Source organism: Burkholderia sp. Ac-20365 (assembly GCF_017104715.1).
Classification (GTDB): domain Bacteria; phylum Pseudomonadota; class Gammaproteobacteria; order Burkholderiales; family Burkholderiaceae; genus Paraburkholderia.
In genome coordinates this window covers 46,037-68,826 of sequence record NZ_JAAGPI010000043.1, presented here as the reverse complement: position 1 = coordinate 68,826, position 22,790 = coordinate 46,037, and the positions used below count along the sequence as shown (strand labels likewise).

At 62.3% G+C, this 22,790-nt stretch carries 13 protein-coding genes; 5 read left to right on the top strand and 8 right to left on the bottom strand.

All coding sequences use genetic code 11. From position 1 onward, the window contains the following. Positions 1 to 49: 49 nt before the first annotated feature. The 4 genes from G3O01_RS39010 (at position 50) to G3O01_RS38995 (ending at position 10,085) form a co-directional block, all read left to right on the top strand. Entirely contained in the window at positions 50 to 5,074 is a 5,025-nt protein-coding gene (locus G3O01_RS39010; protein WP_241024647.1) for a non-ribosomal peptide synthetase, read from the top strand. A 3-nt stretch (positions 5,075 to 5,077) separates the two neighbouring features. Beyond that, on the top strand, positions 5,078 to 7,408 hold the full coding sequence (locus tag G3O01_RS39005) for a condensation domain-containing protein (RefSeq protein ID WP_205812730.1): 2,331 nt from the start codon (positions 5,078 to 5,080) through the stop codon (positions 7,406 to 7,408). A 19-nt stretch (positions 7,409 to 7,427) separates the two neighbouring features. Further along, complete coding sequence (locus G3O01_RS39000) at positions 7,428 to 8,591, top strand: SGNH/GDSL hydrolase family protein (protein WP_205812729.1); 1,164 nt, start codon at positions 7,428 to 7,430, stop codon at positions 8,589 to 8,591. A gap of 201 nt (positions 8,592 to 8,792) precedes the next feature. Then, positions 8,793 to 10,085: an oligosaccharide flippase family protein gene (locus tag G3O01_RS38995; protein WP_205812727.1), complete on the top strand. Its 1,293-nt coding sequence runs from the start codon at positions 8,793 to 8,795 to the stop codon at positions 10,083 to 10,085. A gap of 520 nt (positions 10,086 to 10,605) precedes the next feature. Here the strand turns inward: G3O01_RS38995 and G3O01_RS38990 are convergent. The 8 genes from G3O01_RS38990 to G3O01_RS38955 all read right to left on the bottom strand — a co-directional run bounded on the left by G3O01_RS38990 (position 10,606) and on the right by G3O01_RS38955 (position 21,290). Then, positions 10,606 to 11,709: an acyltransferase gene (locus G3O01_RS38990; RefSeq protein ID WP_205812725.1), complete on the bottom strand. Its 1,104-nt coding sequence runs from the start codon at positions 11,707 to 11,709 to the stop codon at positions 10,606 to 10,608. Positions 11,710 to 11,869: 160 nt separating this feature from the next. Then, positions 11,870 to 12,967, bottom strand: a complete 1,098-nt coding sequence (locus tag G3O01_RS38985; RefSeq protein WP_205812723.1) for a glycosyltransferase family 1 protein — start codon at positions 12,965 to 12,967, stop codon at positions 11,870 to 11,872. A 46-nt stretch (positions 12,968 to 13,013) separates the two neighbouring features. Further along, a complete protein-coding gene (locus G3O01_RS38980) occupies positions 13,014 to 13,910 on the bottom strand; it encodes a glycosyltransferase family 2 protein (RefSeq protein WP_205812721.1) in 897 nt (298 codons plus the stop codon). A 295-nt stretch (positions 13,911 to 14,205) separates the two neighbouring features. Then, a complete protein-coding gene (locus tag G3O01_RS38975) occupies positions 14,206 to 15,606 on the bottom strand; it encodes a hypothetical protein (protein ID WP_346779256.1) in 1,401 nt (466 codons plus the stop codon). Between the two features lie 56 nt (positions 15,607 to 15,662). Then, positions 15,663 to 16,883 carry a glycosyltransferase family 4 protein gene (locus G3O01_RS38970; RefSeq protein WP_205812714.1) on the bottom strand — a complete coding sequence of 407 codons (1,221 nt, stop codon included), beginning with the start codon at positions 16,881 to 16,883 and terminating at the stop codon, positions 15,663 to 15,665. Next, the gene (locus G3O01_RS38965) at positions 16,871 to 17,974 is read right to left on the bottom strand and encodes a glycosyltransferase family 1 protein (protein ID WP_205812712.1); all 1,104 of its coding nucleotides are present in this window, start codon (positions 17,972 to 17,974) and stop codon (positions 16,871 to 16,873) included. The genes G3O01_RS38970 and G3O01_RS38965 overlap by 13 nt, the downstream gene beginning before the upstream one ends. 345 nt (positions 17,975 to 18,319) lie before the next feature. Beyond that, on the bottom strand, positions 18,320 to 19,384 hold the full coding sequence (locus G3O01_RS38960; protein ID WP_241024646.1) for a cupin-like domain-containing protein: 1,065 nt from the start codon (positions 19,382 to 19,384) through the stop codon (positions 18,320 to 18,322). 31 nt (positions 19,385 to 19,415) lie between these two features. After that, on the bottom strand, positions 19,416 to 21,290 hold the full coding sequence (locus G3O01_RS38955) for an HAD-IIIC family phosphatase (RefSeq protein ID WP_205812710.1): 1,875 nt from the start codon (positions 21,288 to 21,290) through the stop codon (positions 19,416 to 19,418). Between the two features lie 594 nt (positions 21,291 to 21,884). Here G3O01_RS38955 and G3O01_RS38950 point away from each other — a divergent pair. Beyond that, the gene (locus G3O01_RS38950; RefSeq protein ID WP_205812703.1) at positions 21,885 to 22,724 is read left to right on the top strand and encodes a methyltransferase, TIGR04325 family; all 840 of its coding nucleotides are present in this window, start codon (positions 21,885 to 21,887) and stop codon (positions 22,722 to 22,724) included. Positions 22,725 to 22,790 lie beyond the last annotated feature (66 nt).

The window sequence follows — 22,790 nt, the reverse complement described above, 5'->3', positions numbered from 1 at the left end:
GGCCGCGGTCGTTGCCGCTGCGCCCGTCGTGGTTGCCGCAGCACCGGTGATGAGCGCGCAGTTCGCGCCGAGCGCAGTCACGGGCGACATCCAGTCGGTGATCCGCGACCAGATCGCTGCGATGCAGTCCCTGATGACGCGTCAGCTCGACGTGCTGCAAGGCGCGCCCGTCGCCGTCTCTCAACCGGCAGCAGCCGTGCAAGCCGCCGTGATACCCGCGCAGATCGTCGCGGCAGCGCCGGTCGTGGCAGCCACCGCGCCGCAACCTGTGGCTGCGCCCACGCGCGCCGCCGGCCCTGAAATCAGGTTCGAGGAAAACCGTCCGACGCGCTTCACCGCCTACAAGCCCGGCGCAAGCAAATCGGCGGAAGCGACAGATGCGCAAAAGGCCTTCATCGTCGATCTGACCACGCGCTATTCGGCAAAGACGCCCAACTCGAAATCCCGTACGCAATCCTATCGACCCGTGCTCGCCGATCCGCGCACGGCCAGCGGCTTCCGCGAGGAATGGAAAGAGCTGGTCTATCCGATCGTCGCGCAGCGCTCCAAGGGCTCGAAGATCTGGGATATCGACGGCAACGAATATATCGATATCGTCAACGGTTACGGTCAGACCGCATTCGGCCACACACCCGATTTCGTCGTGGATGCCGTCAACGCGCAGATGGCCGAGGGCTTCGCGATCGGACCGCAGTCGCCGCTCGCGGGTGAAGTCGCGCAGATGTTCGCCGACATGACGGGCCATCAACGCGTGACGTTCTGCAACACCGGTTCGGAAGCCGTGATGGCCGCGATGCGCCTTGCGCGCACGGTGACGGGCAAGGACAAGATCGTCTGCTTCGACGGCGACTATCACGGCCAGTTCGACGAAGTGCTCGTCAAGCCGGGCAGCGAAGCCGGCGTGCCGCGCGCGTTCCCGCTCGCCCCTGGCATTCCGAACCAGTCTGTCGGCAATATGGTCGTGCTGCCGTACGCGCGCACGGAAAGCCTGGAGTGGATCAAGGCGAATATCGACGACATCGCCGGTGTGCTGTTCGAGCCGGTGCAGTCGCGTCACCCGAATCTGCGTCCGAAGGAATTCGTGCAGCAGCTGCGCGAAGTCACCGCCGCCAATGAATCCGCACTGATCTTCGACGAGGTCGTGACGGGCTTTCGCGTCCACCCGGCCGGCATGCAAGGCTACTGGGGCATCAAGGGCGACATGGCGACCTACGGCAAGGTGGTCGGCGGCGGCCTGCCCGTCGGCGTGCTCGCCGGCAGCGCGCAGTACATGGATGCACTCGACGGCGGCCAGTGGCAATTCGGCGACAACTCGGTGCCCGAAGTTCCGCCGACCTTCTTCGCCGGCACCTTCGTGCGCCACCCTGTCGTGCTGGCCGCGATGAAAGCCGTGCTGCTGCATCTCAAGGCCGCCGGACCGTCGCTGCAGGAAAATCTCGCCGCCCGCATGGACGGGCTCGTGCAGCGTATCAACGCGCATCTGGAAAAGGTCGGCATCGCGGCGCGGGCAGAATCGTTCTCGAGCTGGTTCTATGTCAGCTTCGCGGGTGAAGACCGGCTGGGCAGCCTGTTCTATCCGTACATGCGCTACCTGGGCGTGCACGTGATGGAAGGCTTCCCCTGCTTCCTGACCACGAGCCATTCGGACGAAGACATCCGCAAGATCGGCGATGCGTTCATCGCGAGTATCGACGCGCTGCAACGCGTCGGCATTCTCGGCAACGCGCCGCAGACCGCGTCGGCGCAACCAGCACCCGTGCAACTCACGCAGGCGCCGCTCACCGAGCCGCAGAAAGAAATCTGGATGTCGGCGCAACTCGGCAACGAAGCCTCGCTCGCATTCAACGAGTCCTTCACGCTCGAACTCATGGGCAACCTGAACGAGGCCGCGTTCGAGCGTGCCTTCGCCGCGACGATTGCCCGCCACGACGCGTTGCGCGTGCACTTCTCGCGCGTCGGCGACATGATGTTCGTCGATCCGGCGACGACCGTGCCGCTGGAGCACATCGACCTGTCCGGCCACGCCGATCCCGCCGCGGAACTCGCGTCGATCGTCGATGCCGAAGCGCGCGAAGTGTTCGATCTCACCCGCGCGCCGCTCGTGCGCGCCGCGCTGATCCGGCTCGAAGCGCAAAAGTGGGCGTTCGTGTTCACGGCGCACCACATCATCTGCGACGGATGGTCGATCAACATCGTGCTGCGCGATCTGCAAGCGCTCTACTGCGCCGAAGTCTCCGGCAAGCAAGCGGAACTCGACGACGTGCAGAGCTTCCTCGCCTTCGCCAAGGCGCAGGATGAGGCCGGTGTCGACGCGCAGACGCGCGAGTTCTGGCTGAACCTGCATCGCGATCCGGCGCCGCAGCTCGTGTTGCCCGGCGACCGTCCGCGCCCGGAGATCAAGACCTTCCGCGGCGCGTCGACGACCCGCCAGCTGGGAGCCGATCTGCTCAAGCAGGTCAAGACCGCTGCGTCGAAACAGGGCTGCTCGCTGTTTGCCGCGCTGTTCGGCGCCGCTCAGGTGCTGTATGGCCGCCTGTCCGGCAATGACGATATCGTGCTGGCCGCTCCGATGGCCGGGCAGTCGCAAGCCGGCGAAGCGCTGCTGGCCGGGCACTGCGTCAACTTCCTGCCGATGCGCGTCAGGTTCGACCGCGACAAGCCTTTCGCCACGCACATGAAAGCGGTGCGCGATCACGTCTTCGACGCGGGTGACCGGCAGAACTATACGTATGGCGCGCTGGTACGCGATCTCGGCATCAAGCGCGATTTCAACCGGCTGCCGCTGACGGACCTGCAGTTCAACCTGGAAAAGGTCGACGGACAACTCGACATGGCCGGCGTGGCCACGCGCTTCACGCCGAACGCGAAGGCCTACAGCAACTTCGATCTGTTCCTGAACATCATCGAATCGGCGCAGGGCCTGCGTCTGGATTGCGACTTCAACAGCGACATCTATGACGAAGCGACGGCCCAGCGCTGGCTCGGTCACTACGAAACCCTGCTGGCGGCGATCGCCCGCGATCCGGAAACGCCTATCGCCGCCCTGCCGCTCCTGAACGAAGGCGAGATCATCCACCTTCGCGACGAGCTCAATGCCACCCAGCGTGACTACGATCTGTCGCAGACCGTTCCGGCGATGCTCGCCGCGCAGGTCCGCCAGACCCCGGATGCGACGGCCGTGTCGGACGAGGCAATGCGCCTGACCTATCGCGAGCTCGATGCACATGCCAGCCAGATCGCTCGCAAGCTCGTCGCCGCGGGGATCGCGCCGCGTTCACGCATCGCCATCGCGATGGACCGGACTGCGCTGACCGTGGCCGCCATGATCGGCGTATGGCGCGCGGGTTGTGCCTACGTGCCGCTCGACATGATGATGCCGCCGGCCCGCCTGCAGCAGATTCTCGAAGGCGCCGACATCGCCGCGATTCTCAGCGATAGCGCCAGCCGGGCTGTGCTGGAACCGGGCGAACATCGCGTGCTGGAAGTCGAGGCTTTCCTCGCGCACAGCGATGACACGGCAGTGACGTTGCCGGTCGTGTCGGATACCGATTCGGCCTACGTGATCTTCACGTCGGGTTCGACGGGCAAGCCCAAGGGCGTGGAGATTCCCCACCGCGCGCTGACCAACGTGTTGTTGTCGGTGGCACAGGAGCCGGGCTTTACGGCCAGCGACCGCATCGTCGCGGTCACCACGTTCACCTTCGATACGTCGGGTATCGAGCTGTACCTGCCGCTCATCGTCGGTGGGCAGACCTTCATCGCAGGCCATGCAGAGGTGCGCACTGGCTATGAACTGGTGGCCCGGCTGAAGGACGAGGCAGCCACCATTCTCCAGGCGACGCCGTCGCTGTGGCGCATGCTGCTGGAGGCCGGCTTCAAGGCGCCGTCCAACTTCAAGATCATCTGCACCGGTGAAGCCTTGCCGCGCGATCTCGCCGACGCGCTGCTCGCGACCGGCGAGGAGGTGTGGAATCTCTACGGTCCGACCGAAACGACGATCTGGTCTTCCGGCGCGCGTGTGGTTGCGAACCAGCCGGTGCTGATCGGCACGCCCGTCGCCAACACCGAAATGCATGTGCTGACCGACGATTTCCATCTGGCGCCGGAAGGCGTGAGCGGCGAACTGTGGATTGGCGGTGAAGGCCTCGCAAAGGGCTACCTGCACCGTCCCGACCTCACCGATGCCGCCTTCAGGTCGATTGCCATCGAGGGCACCGCGCCGCGCCGTCTGTACCGCACCGGCGATCTCGCGAAGCGGCTTGCCGATGGCTCGCTGCAACACCTCGGCCGGCGCGACCAGCAGATCAAGCTGCGCGGCTTCCGCATCGAGATCGAAGATATCGAGGCGGCCTTGCGCAAGGCCCCCGGCGTCGCCGCAGCGGCCGTCGCGTTGCATACCGTCAGCGGCAGTCCGCGCCTCGTGGGCTACATCGTCGAGACTGCCGCCGGCAAGATCGACCAGGGCGCGGTCGCGGCGCATGTTGCCGGGACACTGCCGGCCTACATGGTGCCGACCCTGTGGATGAAGCTCGACGCGCTGCCGCAGACCAGCAGCGGCAAGCTCGACCGCAAGGCTCTGCCCGTGCCGACAGCCGACATGGTGGCGACGCCTGTGCGCCGGTCGCATGCCGCGCTCAAGGTAGTTCCGCCCACGCCCACGCCCGCGCCCATGCCGGCCGAACCGGTGGCGGTGGCGATCGAGCCGGTAGCCGTGGCGAACGAACCGGTGGCCATGGCCACGGAACCCGCGGATGCGGCGGCTGAGCCGGCGGCGATGACGCCCACTCAGGCCACGATCGCCGGGATCTGGGGCGATGTGCTCGGCCTGCAGGACATCGACATCGACCAGCAGTTCTTCAGCCTCGGTGCAGACAGCCTCCACCTGTTCCGCATCGTCGCGCGAATGAACGAGCGCGGCCTGGGCGTCGATGCCCGTCAACTCATGAAGAACGTCACGATCGCCGAACTGGCCGCAAGTCTGGACGGCACGCAGGAGAAAGAGGTGGTGCAGGCTCCTGCCGTGTTGCGGCCCTCGATCCACAACTTCAAACGCAGACATGCGGAGGGAGTCTGAGCGATGAACGGGATCACCTTGAATATCGCCCCGGACTTCGAGGTCGAAGCCGGCTACGCCCTGTTCCCGGCGACCGCCTGCCAGACGCGGTTCTGGCATGAACAGAAGGCGTCGCCGAAGGCTTCCGCGCTCAACAGCGCGTTCCGGGTGCAACTGTCGGGGCCGCTGAACGCCGCGAGCATCGAACAGGTGCTAGGCGAACTGGTGGCGCGGCACGAGATCCTGCGTACCGGCTTCCTGATGACGGGTGCCGGGTTGCGCCAGCAGGTCTCGAGCCGCGTCCCGTTCCAGCTCGACGTGGTCGACCTGACGGGTTTCGACGACAAGGCCGCCCTTGCGGAGGCCGAGCGCGTCGGTCGGCTGCAGGCCCTCACGCCTTTCGACCTGTCGTCCCCGTCATTCTTCCGGGCGGTGTGGTTGCCCAGGTCCAGCACGCAGGGTGAATTGCAGCTGACCTTCCATTCGCTCGTCATCGATGGCTGGTCCTTCGCCAGCCTCGTGTGCGAGCTCGTGGAAGGGCTTGCCGCGTTGCATGCGGGCCATGAGCCCCAATTCCCCGATGTCGACCTTCACCACGGCGACTACGCGCTCTGGAAAGAAGAGTTCCTTGCGAGCGGCGCGCTCGACCGCGCTCGCGCGCATTGGCGCGGTGAGCTTCAGGACTTCAGGCGCTTCGAAGTTCCCGGCGATCGCCCGCGGCCGCAGCAGCGGCGCTTCCAGGGTGTCATTCGTTCGATCCTGTTGCCGAATGCGCTCAGCGACCGTCTGAGTGCGGCTGCCAAGGCCCAGGGCGTGACCCTGTTCAGCGTCGCGGCCGCTGGCCTCGCGATGGCGCTGCAAGCGGCGACGGGACAAAGCCGCGTTGCCATGGGCACGCAGATGTCGGTGCGGGATCAGCAGGAACTCGAGGCAGTGATCGGACCGCTCCTCAACACGGTGATACTGCGCCTCGATGTTCCTCGCGACAGCACCCTCTCCTCCGTCACCGCGCAGTGCGGCGCCAAGCTGAGCGACGCCATCGAACACCTGCACCTGTCGTTCGAAGAGATGATCGAGATGGCGGGCGAAGTCGCCGATGTGGATCGGCCGCCGCTCTGCCCGGTCAATTTCGCCCTGCAGCAAAGCTTCGTCGGTGTGGGCGATGAGGTTCGCCGGCAGGACTTCGCCGCGACGACTTCGCCCTCCTACAACGCGGGCGCACTCTACGATCTCAACTTCTTCATGGTGCGGCGCCCTGAAGGCTGGCGCATTTCCTGTGAAGGCGACACGGACCTCTACGACGTCGAGACGATCGACGGGCATCTGGCAAAGTGGCGCGAGATGCTGGAAACCGTTGATAGCGCGGCGCAGCGGCCGCTTGCGCCCGCGCCTGCGATCGAACCGGCGCGCGTCGCGGCGGGCGTCGGTGCCAGCGGTTTCATGAGTCAGGCGGAGCTGGAGGCGAAAGCGCGCAACATCGTGCGATACAACGAGAATGCGACGGGAACGCCTGTCATCGCGCTCAATAACACGGCAGTCCTGTTCGGACTGGCCCAGCAGATCGGCACCGATCGGCCGCTTATCGACATTCCGATGGTGCCGGAAGGCCCTCCGCGCGAGTTCCCGCAGCGCGCGTTCCAGGATATCGCCGCGGACGCCGTGCGGCTCATCAGGCTGGCCCAGCCCAAAGGCCCGTATATCCTGATGGGCCTGTGCGTGCTCGGCGCGCTGTCGCTCGAGGCAGCCCATCAGCTGCGGCGCGAAGGCGAAACGGTAGAGCTCGTCGTCCTCAACGACTCCTGGTGCCCCGGTTATCGCGAGATGATGCCCTGGTACGATCGGGAGTTGCGCAAAATGCAGGTGCGGGCGGACAACGTTCCGCGCGACTTCCGCAAGGCCGTGCGGGGCGAGACATCGATGGTCGCCTTCCTCAAGCAGTATCGGATCGTGCGTCGGCTCCGCCTGGCAGAACTCGCGCTCAAGCTCGGGCTGATCAAGGACAGTGCGACGGACCATACCGTCTCCGAGAACCGCTGGTACATCGAATATCTGCTGGCCCAGCAGGCCCGGTACCGTCCGGCGCCCTATGACGGCAACGTGCAGATCTTCCGCAGCGCCCAGGTGCTGAAGGGACGCCTGTTCGCCCATGACCTGGGATGGCAGCCGGTGCTAAAGGACAAACCGGTGGTCACCGAGGTTCCGGGCATGCATGACCAGCTATTCCGCGCCGCCGGCGCTGCGGTCATAGGCAAGCAGGTGCGCGAGCGCCTGGCGGAAATCGAGGCTGACAAGGTAGAAGCGAGCTCCAGCGAGCAGGACGCTGCGGCGGAATGCGCAAGCCGTGCCCACGCTTAGGTTATCGGGCAATCTGCTCATGTCCCGTTTGCGTCGAATCGTACTGGCCGCGTTTTGCGGCGCACTGACGGTAGCCGGTCTGGCGTTTATCCGGCTGGGCGGCCCTGACCTGTTCCGCCGCCCGGTCGCCGCCGTGGCGACGGGATCGACGGGGTCGACAGGACCCTCCGACCGGATACGGCTTGCCGTGCTCGGCGATTCGAACAACCAGTCCTACCATGACAGCCTGCTATTGCGCGATCCGAGCCTGCGAGGCGGACCGTTTCGCGCGACCACGTATCAGTGGACCGAGGTGCTGGGACGGCTCAGAGGTGACCAGATCGATCTCGGCGAATGGGGCGCCTGGGGCACCGACAAGTATCGCGCCTACTTCGACGAAGCGTTTGGGTTCCTCTCCCGGACGCCGCCCAAAGACGACTATCGCTACAACTTCTCCGTTAATGGCGCGACCTGTAACCAGCTGATGGGCATGCCGTCGCGCCAGGCAATCCGCTTGGTCAAACTGATGGACACCGAACCGCAAGCCTGGCGAGGCGGTATCGTGCTGATCCGTATCGGCGAGGCCGACTTCGGCGGTCAGGAGGTCCTCGACGAGCTGTCGCGCGATCCGGCCGCAGCGGGTCCCACCGCTCTGATCGACGCCTGTACCCGGGCAATCAGCGAGGCGGTCGGCCTGATCCGCAAGCGGCACCCGGATACCTACGTCGTACTCGTCGAGGCGATCGGCGATGCGAACTGGACGGGCGACCCCAACAATCCGCAACTGGTCAAGGCGGTAGCCAATGTCGATGCCGGCATCGATCGCTTCGACAGTGGCTTGCGCAAGCTGGCCGCGGCGGATCGCCATGTCTACTTTTTTGACGATCGCCCATGGCTGGACAGCCTCTGGGGCTCGCGCGACGACAAGGGCCGTCCGCTCAACAAGACGCTGCGCCTCGCACCTGGCTGGGACATCACCATGACAATGGGCGACGATCCTCACAACGCGATCCTTGCCGACAACCATGCCGGCGTCGTCTGGAATACCCTTTGGGCGCAGCACCTCGTCACCACGCTGAACGGCGCATTCGGACTGCATCTCAGACCGATCACGGATGACGAGGTCATCGGCTTTCTACAACCGGCCTTTACTGCCAGCGCGCGATCGGCCTCGTCGATACCGGCAGCCTCGGCGAACAACTGACCTGGCGCGCAGCGAGGCAAGGCGATTGCAAGGAAGGCCCAAGCCCGGTGGGCGCCAGCAAATGCCCTGCCATGCGTACGCCCTCGCACAAACATGTCATCGTTCATTGTTCACAATGAATCGCAGAATCATGCAGGCGCGCGACCCCGCCACGCATCGACGCATGCACAAGACAATCAGGTTCGGCTACACGGTAAGCACATGGATCAGGTGAAGTCATCGAGGGCCCGTTCGGAGCTTGTTGCGACGTATTTCGCGTACGCCCTGCGTTACGTCTACCCGCTCCTGCTGCTGCCGTTCTACGGCAGAACGCTAGGGCCGGCGGGTTATGGCATTGTGCTCGCCGGCATGTCGCTGTCGAATTCGATCTGGCGCTTCGTTTGCTTCGGATTCCCGACCGTCGGCGGCCGCGATGCGGTGCACGCCACGAACGACGCCGAACGCGCGGCAATCCTGTCGAGCCAGATGACGGGCCGGGTGCTGCTGTGCATTCCGACCGCGCTTTTCGGCTTCGGCGCCGTCGCGCTTTCGCCTGCGCTGTCGGCACACCCGCTGCTCGGCTGCACCACCGTCCTTCTCGGCCTGCTCGCTGCGTTTAACCTGGGCTGGTATTTCACGAGCACTGGTCGAGTCAGACGAAGCGTCCTGATCGAGATTGTCGGATTTGCCACCTCGCTCATTCTCATCTTCTCCTTCGTTCATCGCCCATCCGATCTCTCGCTGGTTTTCCCGTTACTGCTCACCTCGGCGCTCATACAGACAGCGCTTGCGTATGGATTCATCCGGCGGGAGTTTTCCGGATGGTTCTCCTCGATCCGGGCCGGCATCGAATTGATCCATCGCTCGAAGATCATTTTTATCTACACCAGCACGTCGATTCTTTTGATCACCGCCTCGACCTACATCCTGTCGGTGTTCGCGCCGGCATCCGAGGTCGGCGCGTTCGGCGTGGCCGAACGGCTCATCGCCGTGGGGCTCAGCCTGACTGTGCCCGCCACCCAGGTTCTCGTTCCGAAGGTCACGTATCTGGTCGGCGTGGAACCCGCGAAAGCCAACCGGCTCGCCTTTCAGATCTTGCTCTTCTTCTTTGTTGGTGCAATTGGCGCGGTCGCCTGCACGATGCTGCTCGCCGACTGGGCCGTGCCGCTCGTGATGGGCAACGGTTTCCAGCACGCCGTCATCGTGTTGAAGGCTTTCGTGCTGGTCTTGCCGTTGAATGTCATCAATCAGGTCATCGCCCTGTATTTCCTGATTCCCCGCAATCGCGAAGCCTTGCTCGCCCGCGCGGGCGTGACGACCGCGTGCGTCAATCTCGTCGTCGCGGTTCCGCTCGCCATGCATTGGGGCGCCATGGGCATGGTGGGTGCGCGTCTGCTGGGAGAGGTGACGTTGCTGACGGCTCTCGTCGTCAACATGATCCGCTCCGGTCTGATGGGAGAGATCCTTTCGACCAACCGCGCCGCTCTCGCCCTGCGCCCGCGTGAAGAAGCGTGACGTTCCCTGCGTGACGAACGGGAAACCAACGGGACACCGCGTCGCCCGTAATTTCGCGAGGCCGTCATAGCGTGCGTCAGTGGATCGGTGTGATCCGCGACTCGGCGCGGCGCGAGCAGTCGAGAGCCGCCGCGTACCGGGCGGGATCGGCATGCGTACCAATGCCGATCCCGTCGTGTCCTTACCCGCGCTTCGTCGTCACTCAGCCCTTTCGCATCAGATGGAACATGCCAGCTCGACCTGGTCAGCCGCGCTCCAACGATGCGGACGCTACCCGTGCAAATTCACGCCCGGCAAGCCAGCGAGCAAGCGGCGCTCCGCGCGTGATCGATCGTCGCGACAAAGGGTGGGGGTCGACGGAATCAAGATGAGCTACCGGGCACGGACCTTCGGAAGCTTTGCCCGCGGGTGCAGAAAGAAGACGTTTGAGGTATGGCGAGCCGTGCAACGGCAATCGGCGATGGAAGCGGAATGGGCGCGCTACCGGATCGCAGCGACCGCCAGAATGGCGCCGCCCCTCTCAGGTTCCCGCACCCTGAGTTCCAGTCGATACGCCTTCGGCAAGCTTCGCCTTGTTGAGCCGCTGTCGCAGCAACCGGCGGCCGACGCGCATGGTCGGCACTTCGAGCTTGCGGTAGGACAGGATGGCGAAGCCCAGCGTGGCCGGCACGAACAGGGCGAAAAACAGCACGACACGCAGCGCGGGCCCCACCGACAAATGATCCACCACCAGCGACGACGCGCGCATGATGAACAGATGCGTGAGATACAGGCTATACGACGCATCGCCGATCGACAGAAGCAGCTTCGGATACGCGATCTCGTGACGGCCCATCACCGCGCCAGCGAATATCGCCGCGGCAGGCGGACCCCACACGAGACCTCGCATATCGAATGCGCCGTCCGCAGGCGGCCCCACTAGCAGCCAGCCTGCCACACCCGCCACGATCAGCACGATCTGCGCTGGGGCATTAATACGGAATCCCGAGAGACGCAATTGTGCGAATAGCACGCCGAACACGAACTCGAGAATGATGGTGTGGGTCCAGCTCTTCAGAATGACGTATTCGGGATTCACCCACGCACCGAGCGCGACGAGCGCCACGAATATCGCCGCCACCGCGAGGTACACGCGCCGGATGCCGATCAGCAGCACCAGCGACATGACGAGGTAGAAAAACATCTCGAAGTTCAGTGTCCATCCAAGCCCCAGCACCGGTTCTGGCGCACCCGTCATAGGGTTGGTGGACGGAACGAAGAACAGCGACCGCAGGACGTACGCCAACTCATAGCAGTTCTTGTGCTTGAGTGCGGGCAGCGCGAGACCGATGCCGACCGAGAGCAGCGTCGCGGTCCAGTAAAGCGGCACCACGCGCACGATACGTTCGCTGATGAACCAGGCGGCGGTCTTGCTGCCCGGGCGTTGCCCTGAAACGATATACGTCATCACGAAGCCGCTGACGACGAAGAAGATATCGACGCCGAACAGCCCCTTCTGGTTGACGAGGTGCCACAGGTGCGATGCGGGTGCGCCGTTGCTGCTCACCTCGCCCGCCGCGTGGCAGAACACCACCAGCAAGGCTGCGACTGCGCGGAGTACCTGGATCGAATCCAACTTCTTCATTGCCTTGCCCCCAAAAGCCGACGCATGCACGCATTGCGCAATGTATCGGCACGCCGCGCGGGAGACCGTTCGAAAAGCCACACACCATCTGTGCGCGGATCCGCACCCACGGGCGCCCGTCTCACACGGTATGTCGACGCGATCATCGCCCCGCTTCCGGCTAGCCGGGCGTCACGGCTCTCACGGCATCGAACAGGTTTCGTGCGGCCTGTTTCCAGGTGAATATGTCCGCCTGCCGACGCCCCGCCGATATCAGGGCTTCACGCGTCGCTTCATCGTCGAGTACGGTTCGAATCTTCTGGCTCCACGCGTCCGCGTCGAAGGGGTCGGCATAAAGCGCGGCCTCGCCGCAAACCTCCGGAAGCGCGCCGAACGGCGCAGCCACAACCGGACAGCCCAGTGCCATCGCTTCCAGTGGCGGCAAACCGAACCCTTCCGTCAGCGATGGAAAAGCAAGCGCGCCGGCGTTGGCCATCAACCCGACGAGTTCCGGATCGGTGACCCGGCCAGCGAATCGCACGTTGGGCGGCACGGCATGCCCCAGATTCTCGAAATCGCCTTTGCTCGCGCCGCCGAACAGCACGAGCGTGACGTCCTTCAGTTCAGGCTTCGCAAAAGCCTTGAGGAGCATCGCGACGTTCTTGTGCTTCTGCGTGTTGGCGAGCGCGAGGACATAGCGCTTCGGCTCGAGGTTCAAGGTCGCAAGCTGCCGTTCGTCGGGCCGTACCTGCAATACATGGTCGCAGCCATTGTGTACGACCACGATCTTGTCGGCACTGGCCACGCCATAGTGCACGAGCTCTTTTCTGGAGAACTCCGATACGGTGACGATAAGCTTGTGCCTTCTGCCGATAAAAAAGAACAGAAACTTGTACCAGAGCCGAAACGACAGAGAATAGGATTCGGGGGCGGAATACACCTGGGCATCGTGTATCAGCGTCGCTGAATCGTGATGAAACAGTGGCCCGAGATTGCAAAGATTGAGAATGAAGTCCTTCCTGCGAGCCAGAGGAAGATAGGCTTGCTCCCACGCTATCCGGTGCATCCGGTGAAACAGTGGATTCTCCCGAACGCACAGAATATTGCGGTAAGGCGGCACCTTGACGCTCGTGCGGATGACGAGCGCATAGGGCGCACCATGAGCGGACTGCTCTGCAATCAACGCATCGGTAGCGGCAATGAGTTGCTCGGCAACCCTATGCACACCGGTTGGCTCCGCCCCGAAGAACTTGCCGTTGAACGCTATTGTCTTGTACATGCCGCACCGCCTCGTTCACAGATGGGCCGGCCGGGTTCGCCAGTCTTCATAGCTTTGCCGCCCGCTCAGGCGTCAGCCTGCCTCGCACGAAGTCCCACAGGCCGATCAGATTGCCGCCCAGGCGGCCCCGGCGGTCTATCCAGGGCTCCGGTGCAAAACTGCGCACGATATTGCTCGCGACATTGCGCAGAACATGGTCGAGCGCATCGCGCCTGGGCATGGTCTTCTTTCTCACCAGATAGAGCGGGTTGATGACCTGCGAATAGCCGAGCTTTCGGCCGGACACCCTGCCACGCTTGACACCCAGGTGCACGCCCAGTGCCGTATTGATGCGAACCACACGACCGCCGCGATTCCAGATCTGGCCGCCAAAGTCGCGATCCTCCTGCCAGCCATAAAGGACGAGGCGCTCATCGAACCGGAGCCCGGCAATACTGCTGGCCCGAAAGCCCATGTTGCATCCATAGGGGCCACCCGTCGAAGCGACACTCAGGCTATCCGGAACGTCTGTCACGCTTGCCAGAATGGCCTGTCCTTCTTCAATCGAATAGCCTGGCCCATGGATGCCATCGGCGAGTACCGTTCCCGTGACACAGGCAATGGAGGGATCGCTATCCAGCGCCTTGAGCAATTCCGCGATCCACGTGCGATGCATCAGAAAATCATCGTCGAGGATGATCACGACGTCGAAGTCATCGGGCACATGATCCAACGCTCTGTTGCGTTGTACGGAACTGCCGGGTCGGCCCTTGATCACGAGCAAGCCCGGCCGGCTTGCGAGCTTGCCGACATCCTCGTCCGTTACACAGGACACGATGATCAGATCGGGCTGCACGGTCTGCGAATCGACGCAGGCAACGACACGTTCGAGCACTTCGGCACGCCCGAGTGTGGGGAAGATCAGGCAGACCTTTGCCTGCCTGACGGACGACGGCAGCCTCATTTCGCCGGACGGCGCTACTTGCGAACAGACAGTCGAATTCAACATTCACCTCGTCGGCCAATGCATGCTTTTCTGGAAACGGAAAAACGGCAGTGCGTCCTGCGCGGGCCTCCATCGTCCACACGACGTCAATGGAACAGGCCATTCCTGCCAGCATCGCGAGAACCATGCTATCGGTGCCGCGGACGCAGCACTGCTGCCTACCCCACGCACACGCACGCATCCTGAGGACCGGAGCGTGCCGGGCACTCCCTGCGATTCACGACTTACCGCTGCAGGAAACGACACCCGACACTCATCCCTGAATGCGCCGCGTCCCCCATTCCTGACGCCTGGGCACGCGTTTCGGCGCACGCTGCGAAAGCGCGCTCGCTGCCGCCGCAAACAGGTAAAAGGTCGAACCCAGTTCGAACACGCCAGCCGCAAGCGAAGCGACGATCAAGGTCGCGAGCATGGCATGCCGTGCCGCGTGGCAGACGGCCCGTTCCGTCAGCGGGTAATGCGCGGACACGGGCGACAGCAGCGCTTTGCCCAGAAACATCCCGTAGCAGAACACGCCCACGGCGCCCAGGTTCGCCAGCACCACCACCGGGAAGCTCGATGCGCGAATGCTGCCCAGTCCCACGCCTACCCCATAGGTCTCGATGAAGTTGATCACGCCTTGCGTGTTCCAGCTCATCCGCTCGACGCCGGAGTCGCTGCCTGCCTTGTTCATGACAGTCGCATCGACGAAGTCGGCAAGCGCTTTCGCCACGCCCGGCATGAAAAGGATGACGTAGAGGGTGCCGAGCACGCCCGCGCAAGCGGCGATGATCCACATGCGCTGCTGGCGCTCGACAGCGTCCGGCGTAACACGACCGGGCCGGCTGAAGACCTGGACGCACATGTACCCTGCCAACCCCACATATGCCGTGCCGGAAGTGGACATCAGCAACAGTGTCCCCGTCGCGATCGCGAGCGCCCCTGACAGTTTCGAGCGATACCCGAGCATCCACAGATTGAGGCAAAAGGCGAACAGCGGCAGCGTGAAACTCGAAAACGAAGAAGTCTCGGCGAACGTGCCGGTGATGCGCACCAGTCCGCCCAACTCTTCCCCGCTCAAATCGGCGTACTGAGCCGTCTTGATGACCGAAATCACATCCAGACCGACAGCATGGGTGACGAAATCGATCACGCCCGCGGACACATCGAGGATGGTCAGCAGGAAAATGCCGTTCGCCAGTGCCCGGTATGCGCCGCGATACTTGAGAAACGCATACATGCACGCATACACGACGAGATCGCCGATCAGATAGATCGCCTGCGACAGGTTGCCGGATACGGGACCGAGCGGCTGCAGCACGGCGTTACCCGTGAGACTGCGGTCGACCGGGAACACGAACGTCGAACCCTCCAGCAGACGCGGCAGCACAATCGCGCCTGTGACACCCCACACGCAGGTACAGAGTAGCCAGAAGCCCGTCTTTTCCATCGAGAGCGCGTCGCCGATGCCCTTCGCACCAACAAGATTGAACGCCCGCAGGGCGAAGAAGACGAGAAAGAGTTGCGCCGGCATGATGCCGATCGAGCCCAGACTGAGCGCAAGCGTCATCGCGAACAGCGCAAATGCGGCCATCGCGTAGACCGCACCGCGAAATGACCCATAGAGCACCAGCAGCCCGATGATGATGACCAGGACTCCGTATATCGACGGCACCGCTCCCCCCCTCTATTCACCGCCCTCGTGCGTGATCAGACCTGCTTCGGCAAGGCTCAGGCAGACCGCCAGCGGCGAATCTCCGGCTCCTCATCGGCGGGTACGCTGCCAGCTTCGACTGCGCGCTCTATCACCCCGAGGAACTCGCGCCTGAAGCGCTCTTTCGTAAAGCGCAGCGCGTTGCGGCGGCACACTTCCGCGCGAAACGGCGGCAATTGCTCGAAGCGCTCGACAGCATCGACGATGGAAGCCACGCTCTGTTCGCTGAAGAAAAGCCCTGTCGCCCGTTCGGGATCCTGCGATTCGACGACGATCTCCCGCACACCGCCGCGCCCCAAAGCAATGACGGGCGTACCGCAGGCCTGTGCTTCGACCACCGAAATACCGAAGTCTTCTTCCCCGGCAAACAGAAACGCTCGCGCGCGCTGCATGTAGTCCACCAGTGCCGCATCGGGCTGATAGCCGAGCAGCGTCACATTGGGCGTCGCGCATGCCTTGGCGCGCGCAAAATCCGTCCCATCGCCGATCACTACCAGGCGGCGCGACGGCATCGCGGCAAAAGCCTCGACGATCAGCGGGATGCGCTTGTACGGCACCATGCGCGAGGCGATCAGATAGAAGTCCTCGCGCTCGCCGCCACCGAGTTCGAAGCGCTCGACATCGACGGGCGGATAGACGACGGTTGCATCGCTGCCGTACGCCTTGCGAATGCGCCGGCCCACGAAGGCTGAATTGGCGACAAAGGCATCCACGCCGTGCGCGGTGCGGTGATCCCAGATACGCATGTAATGAAGCAGCAGACGCACGATCCAGCTCTTCATGCCGCGCTGCATGCCCGCTTCGGCCAGATATTGATGCTGCAGATCCCACGCGTAGCGAATCGGCGAATGCACGTAGCTCACATGGACCTGATGCGGGCCTGTCAGCACGCCCTTGGCCACCGCATGGTTCGATGAAATCACCAGATCGTAGCCCGACAGATCGAACTGCTCGATCGCCAGCGGCATCAGCGGAAGATAGTGGCGAAACGATTTGCGCGCGCGCGGCAGATGCTGGATGAACGACGTATGCGCGCGTTTTCCGCCCAGCACGTCCCGCTGCTCCTCGGGGAAAAAATCGACGACGCTGTACAGATCGGCGTGCGGGAAGAGCTGGAGAATCTGCTCGACCACCTTCTCGGAGCCCGCATACGCGGCCAGCCAGTCATGTACGAGCGCTACGCGGCCAAAGCGACGAACGTCGTTGGCAGGAGTTGGAGCAAGCGTCACATTAGCCACGGCGAAATCTCCTCGATCAACCTGGCAGCCGTTGCGCGCCAGGTCAGTTCTTCCGTCCGTGCGCGGGCTCGCTCGCGCAGGCTTGCACGCAACGTGGCGTCGGCGGTGATCCGTTCGAGCAGGCGCGCCAGTTCCGCGGGATCGTCCGGCGACGTGTAGAGCACGGCATCGCCGCACGCTTCCTGTATGGCCGGCAGCCTCGAAGCGATCACGGGACAGCCCAGCGCCAGCGCCTCCACCGGCGGCAGCCCGAAACCCTCGTAGCGCGACGGATAGACAAAACATGCTGCGCGCCGGTAGAGCGCGGCCAGTTCGCCATCGCTCACGTAACCGAGATGCTTCACGAAGCCGGGCAGCGCGTCCTTGCCCGCCCCGTATACCCGCGAATCTCCGCCGCCCACCACCACGATGTCGAACTGCGCATCGTCGATCAGGCTCGCGGCCTCCGCCACGAGCCGAAAGTTCTTGTGACGGTTGAGGCTTCCGACCGCCAGCACGAAAGGACGCCCGTTCAGCTTCGGCGCCACCGCCTCTTCATCCTCCTGCACGCGCAGCATGTGCTCGCCGCTCTCCGACACGACGCCAATCTTGCCGGCTGGGATCCGGTAAGCGTCACACAGTTCGCGCCGCGAGAATTCCGACACGGTAATCACACGCTGCGATACCCGGCCGATGCGCGGCGCCATCAGGCGATACCAGGCAACAAAGGACCGGCTGTAGCTGTCGGGCACGCGGGTGGGCGCCGCGTCGTGCAGCACCGTCACCTGACGGCGGTACAACAGCGGCCCGGAGTTGCACAGATTAAGCAGCAATCCGCCGCGCGCAGCCCGCGGCAGCTCGAGTTGCTCCCAACGCAGCGAACCGCCCTTGCCGCTCGCTCGCAGCCCGACATGCCTGAAGGGATTCGACATACCCGTCAACGCCTCGGGCACGATGATCTCGGCGCGCAATGCGGCGACAAGCGGATCGCCCGACTCGATCATCTGATCGAGCGCACGGATGGTCTCGAACGCGAAGCGGTCGACACCCGTCGCACGGCGGCCGAGGAAGCGACCGTTGATCAGCAGATTGGGAGCAGGCGCGTGTTTCATCGACAGGGTTCCGGGCATCGCTCATAAGCGGACGTCGTCCGTGCATAAAGGTGCCGGTAGCACACGAACGGTTTCAACATGCCGCACCATGCAATTCATTGGCTTGCAGTGTGGCGGATCTCCGCGCCGATGAATGTTCGCCGACGCTCATGCCAGGCTAGTTCGCCCGCGCGGAGTCGGTACCGGGGAGTTGAAACCGGGTGATCGTGCGGATGAAGAGGTGCAACGCCGTGCGGCGTCTAACAGGAAATCGCATGCATGCTATGGCATCCGAAGCAATAATTTCCCGCCCGGACACCACAGCAGACAAGATTCGCAAGCGCGGCCGGAACCGGGCTTGTGCGCTCAGCGCTTGACCAGCCTTCTAACGGCATTCAGCGGTGCTTTCAACCGCACCACCGGCGTGTGGACCACTTCCGAAAAAGTCTTTGGATTGCGGTGTTCCAGCGTCGCGATGACGCTCCGCTTCAGGCTGTCGCGCAACGGCGATATCCCTGGCGACACCGGATTCAAACCCAGCATGCGCAGAAAGTAGTTAGCCTGATACACCCTCGCACGTCTTTCCAGCGTCTTCGTGCAGTAGTTGATACTGATGCTCACCGAGATATTGTCGTCGTTCTTTACCCAGTGCGGCGCGAGCGGCGGGTGATGCACGACTTCGCCCGGATTGAGCCGATAGACGGTACCGCGATCCTGCATTTCCTGCCGGTAATGCGCCGCTTCGAAGTTACCGCTGTAGTAGCGCTCGACCTCTTCGTCCGGTACCAGCTGGCGATCGGCCGCAGGGAAAAGGCATACGTCCTTCGAGCCTTGTATCTGGAACAGGAAGTTGCTTTCGTGATCGATATGAAAGGGCGTGGAGATCTTCGGCGAGGACAGCAACAGTGTCATCGATACAAACGTCATGTCCTTGCGCAGCGGAAAACCAGACAGACTTTCAAGCTCGGCGGTGATCGTGTTCAGAACCTCAGCGTACTCGGGGTCGTAGTCCTGCGCGCGGTTGAGCTTGATCCACGTGCCGTTTTCGCCAAGCCGGGCCACCGTCTCGGCCAGCCGCTCGCTTTCCGGCATGGCGCTGAACTTCGCATCGATCGAGCCCTGCTTGAAGTTGAGCGCACAGAAATTCCCGTTCCTTTCGATAATGCGTCGTGCAAGCCCAGTGATCCTCGGGATCTCGAACAGGCCACTCTGATGCAACGTATGGTTGAACTTGAAAGAACGCAGATTGAAATTGCTTTTGAATTCCTGACTCGACGCCCTGAGAATTGTGTCGCCTGAAGACGGCTGGCGTGATGTACCGCCCAACACAGCACTATCGATCGGCACAAACATGGCGCACCTTTGTCGGTTAGAGAGCACTTTTTGCAGCCTACTATCCGTGCTGTCGGCCACATGTGCGTTGACGAACATCCGCATCCAAGTTGATCAGCCGACGACCGCTCTAGATCTGGACCGGGGGAAAGTCCGGAGCGCCCAGATTCTCGATCTTGATGTAGTGCGGCAATTCATTTGCGGTGCTCGAGCACAAACCGGTCGTTGTTTCAGCGAATCCAATCCGCTTGAAATAGTCGTGACAGGTCGCGTTCTTTCCGGTGTCGACCAGCTCCGCCCGGATCTCCGGGCGTGCTGTCAGTGCCAGGCGGGTTGCAATCGCCCCGACGACCAGTTCCGCGCCGAGTCCAAAAACGCGACACGACAGAACGACCTGAACGATGTTCTCGCATTTGACAAGGCAAACGGAAATGATGCCGTTGTCGATCAGCTTGTCTCGCAGGGACGAAACAATGCAGTAACCGCCCTTGCTGATAAATTTCTCGAACTCTGACTTCTCCCATCTTTTGCCGGTCGTGTTGAACTGATTTGTCTTGTTGATAAGCTCGAACGCACGATCGAAATGCCGGGATTTGGGGGTCTTGATCAAGAAGAATGATTGACGAAGCTGCAACGAAGCCAGCCACGCTTCGCGCGAAACCCCGCTCGCAAGATCGGCACTCGCTTCGCGCCGGGAAATTGCACGAACAAGATCTGTACGTCGCGCGGACTCCTCCGTGACAATCGGGACCTGCGTTTCGGCCGATCGCAGGATGATGCGCCGCCAGTCGTAATGATTGCCGCCCAGGCAACGAATGTCGGGGATCGCCGACTTCACCTCGGACAGTTCCCGGTCGTTGTCGTCCATGAAGACGCAGTTGCCCGGGAGCACATTAACCTCCTTGATGATTTCAAGGATGTTCTGCGACTTGGGCTGCCAGTTGATGCGTACGCAAGCAAAATCGTCGAGCGTGATCGCTCCGCGCCAGATGCTGTTAAACCTTTCGACGGTGGGTGCTTCGTCATTCTTGCTGCAGATAGCCAGCAGTCCGCCACGCCTTTTGAAGTACATCAGGGCTTCCGCCAGGCCAATGGGCCAACCCTCGATGCGTTGATCCAGGCTCAGGCTCTCGGCCTCCGCAGCAACGCCCCGCCACATGGTGTCGTCGAGATCGACGATGATCAGCTTAACCGGATTGCGCTGTTCGACGATCTTGACGATCGTCTCGATCCGCGACAGCAGCGCAAGCGCAAATTCGCGGGAGGCAACTTCATACTTGAAAACATTGACGAGCGCCTTCGGCGCGTTCAGTCGATTGGCGTCGAGCTTGAAATCCCAGTCGTTGATAAACGACGCATGTGAACTGCTCGCGACGACATCGTCCTGCAAATGCCGGCGACCGATGAAATTCAATATCTCGTTGGAGTCGAGAAAGTAACAGTTATTCGTCTTCCGGACGGCATCGGACAACGACCGGTTGATCTCACGAACCAGGTTTCCCGGGGAAGTCAGACTGAACGGATCGATCACATCACCCTGGTAATTGAAGCCCGGTTCGAAAAATGACATGAACAGAACCGGAACCGACGTCATCTGCGCGGCGACCTGCGCCACCTTTTGCGAAACATACTCCCCCGCTCTTTCCAGCAAAGCGCGAGCCTCGTCGTCTGAATGCAGGCGCGAAAAGACCATGTCGACCACGGGCTCGGACGTCTGGGTCGCTTCGCCCAGAATGTGCCGCAGAGTCAGGCTCACGACGGCTACGTCGTCTGTCGGGGCAACATCCGGGATAGGTGCGTGGAATTTCGACCCCATGAGTACGTGCCGGATGTTGTGTCCGCATTCGACGCTCCGCCTGGCGATCATATCGACCCCGCACGTACCTAGCAGGAGTATGTTGAGCTTGCGCGATTCGATTGCGAGCGAGGTCGGCGGAAGCGGCAGGTTGACCCGCTTATCAGCGATGGACCTGTAAAACAGATCGCGGATAATTTGACGCATCATCAGCCCTCAGAATGAAAACCTTCTACGCCGCGAAGGACACGTATGCGCATCGCGAGAGCACGGTGCGTGCACGCGCAGAAAGCATCAGCGGCGAACGGGTGCGGACGTGAAGCATCACTAACGCGAAGCGTGCTCACTCGGTCTGCACACCATCGGCATGTTCCCCACGATTTAAGCAAAGCAGCGCCCGACTATCTGTGCGCCGACATACATACGCCCGCTCCCATCAAACCGGCCACGAATACCGGAGTCATTGACTCTCTACAACGCGGCGTTGCCGCAATGCGTATGGCCAGAATTGTCGAAATAGCGCGGCATGAGCGAAGGCGAACATTTTCCCGAGTGAAGATTGGCCATACTCCAAGCCGTCAGGTGTTGCGGCGGCTGCGCGCACACGGATGACGTCTGGTCATGAGCGATACGTTGAACTCCGCCAGTGAGACATCCCAGCGTGTGATTACCGAGTCTGAATGCTGTCGACGCTTGTGGTATGGCTCCTGGCGGATCGTCGCCGGTGAAAGAGGCGTTGTGTTGCAGACCGGCGAAGACATATTGCCGTCCACCGCGATTCAATATCGGTAATGGAGCATATCGATGGAAGCAAGTATCAGACTGCGCGATATTCAAATCGTCTGGGCCGCAAAGGTTTTCAGAATGGTCGGCGCGATCGGCTATGGCCGCCGTTTGATAGAAGGCGTGGGGCGCACCAGCTTCGGCGCCACGATCTGGGGCTCGATACTGGGATACCGACGCACCTTCCGGGCGCTCGACGAAGCCGAGAGAGCCGTCAAGCCCTATGCGAAAGGGGGTCATGAAAATCTCGCAAACCTGGCCTTGCATCTCGAACTCAATCGCGTAGCCAGACCGAGTGACTATGCCGCCTTTTATTACCTCCGGGATCCGATCCCTGCCATCAACAAGATATTCGATCTGGGCGGAAACGTCGGCAATCTCTACTACTGCTACAAAGACTATCTGCCGCTAAGGGCAGACGTGTCGTGGACAGTCTATGATTTACCGGAAACCATTGCGTACGGAAAAACGCTGGCAACCAGCCGAAACATCAGCAACCTTCAATTTACAGATGATTTGCGGCAGGCCGACGGCGTGGATTTATTTATTGCCAGTGGCTCTCTGCAATATTTCGACAAATCATTGCCTGAATTATTGCAAGGTCTGGATCGACGCCCCAAATATGTATTGATTAACCGGGTGCCGATGACAGAAGACCAGGATTTCGCAGTCGTTCAGGACGCGGGCCATATACGTGTTGCCTGCATGCTCCACAATCGCTCGAGACTCATCGCCGATTTCGAACGCCTGGGCTACAAGGTACTGGGTGAATGGCAGGCGACGGAACTGCGCCTTACCGTGCTGGACCGCCCCTCCTCCAGCGTCTGGGCCTACACGGGTCTCTGGCTCGAACTCGTCTAGCTGCTATCGCCGCGAAACGCAGATTCGCGGCGCCTTCTTTCGGCTGGCCCCGGGCAGCGTGTTGCA

Coding starts and splice junctions, on each gene's coding strand:
- G3O01_RS39010 (WP_241024647.1), top strand. CDS start 50: ATGAGCGCGCAGTTCGCGCCGAGCGCAGTCACGGGCGACATCCAGTCG.
- G3O01_RS39005 (WP_205812730.1), top strand. CDS start 5,078: ATGAACGGGATCACCTTGAATATCGCCCCGGACTTCGAGGTCGAAGCC.
- G3O01_RS39000 (WP_205812729.1), top strand. CDS start 7,428: ATGTCCCGTTTGCGTCGAATCGTACTGGCCGCGTTTTGCGGCGCACTG.
- G3O01_RS38995 (WP_205812727.1), top strand. CDS start 8,793: ATGGATCAGGTGAAGTCATCGAGGGCCCGTTCGGAGCTTGTTGCGACG.
- G3O01_RS38990 (WP_205812725.1), bottom strand. CDS start 11,709: ATGAAGAAGTTGGATTCGATCCAGGTACTCCGCGCAGTCGCAGCCTTG.
- G3O01_RS38985 (WP_205812723.1), bottom strand. CDS start 12,967: ATGTACAAGACAATAGCGTTCAACGGCAAGTTCTTCGGGGCGGAGCCA.
- G3O01_RS38980 (WP_205812721.1), bottom strand. CDS start 13,910: ATGAGGCTGCCGTCGTCCGTCAGGCAGGCAAAGGTCTGCCTGATCTTC.
- G3O01_RS38965 (WP_205812712.1), bottom strand. CDS start 17,974: ATGAAACACGCGCCTGCTCCCAATCTGCTGATCAACGGTCGCTTCCTC.
- G3O01_RS38960 (WP_241024646.1), bottom strand. CDS start 19,384: ATGTTCGTCAACGCACATGTGGCCGACAGCACGGATAGTAGGCTGCAA.
- G3O01_RS38955 (WP_205812710.1), bottom strand. CDS start 21,290: ATGATGCGTCAAATTATCCGCGATCTGTTTTACAGGTCCATCGCTGAT.
- G3O01_RS38950 (WP_205812703.1), top strand. CDS start 21,885: ATGGAAGCAAGTATCAGACTGCGCGATATTCAAATCGTCTGGGCCGCA.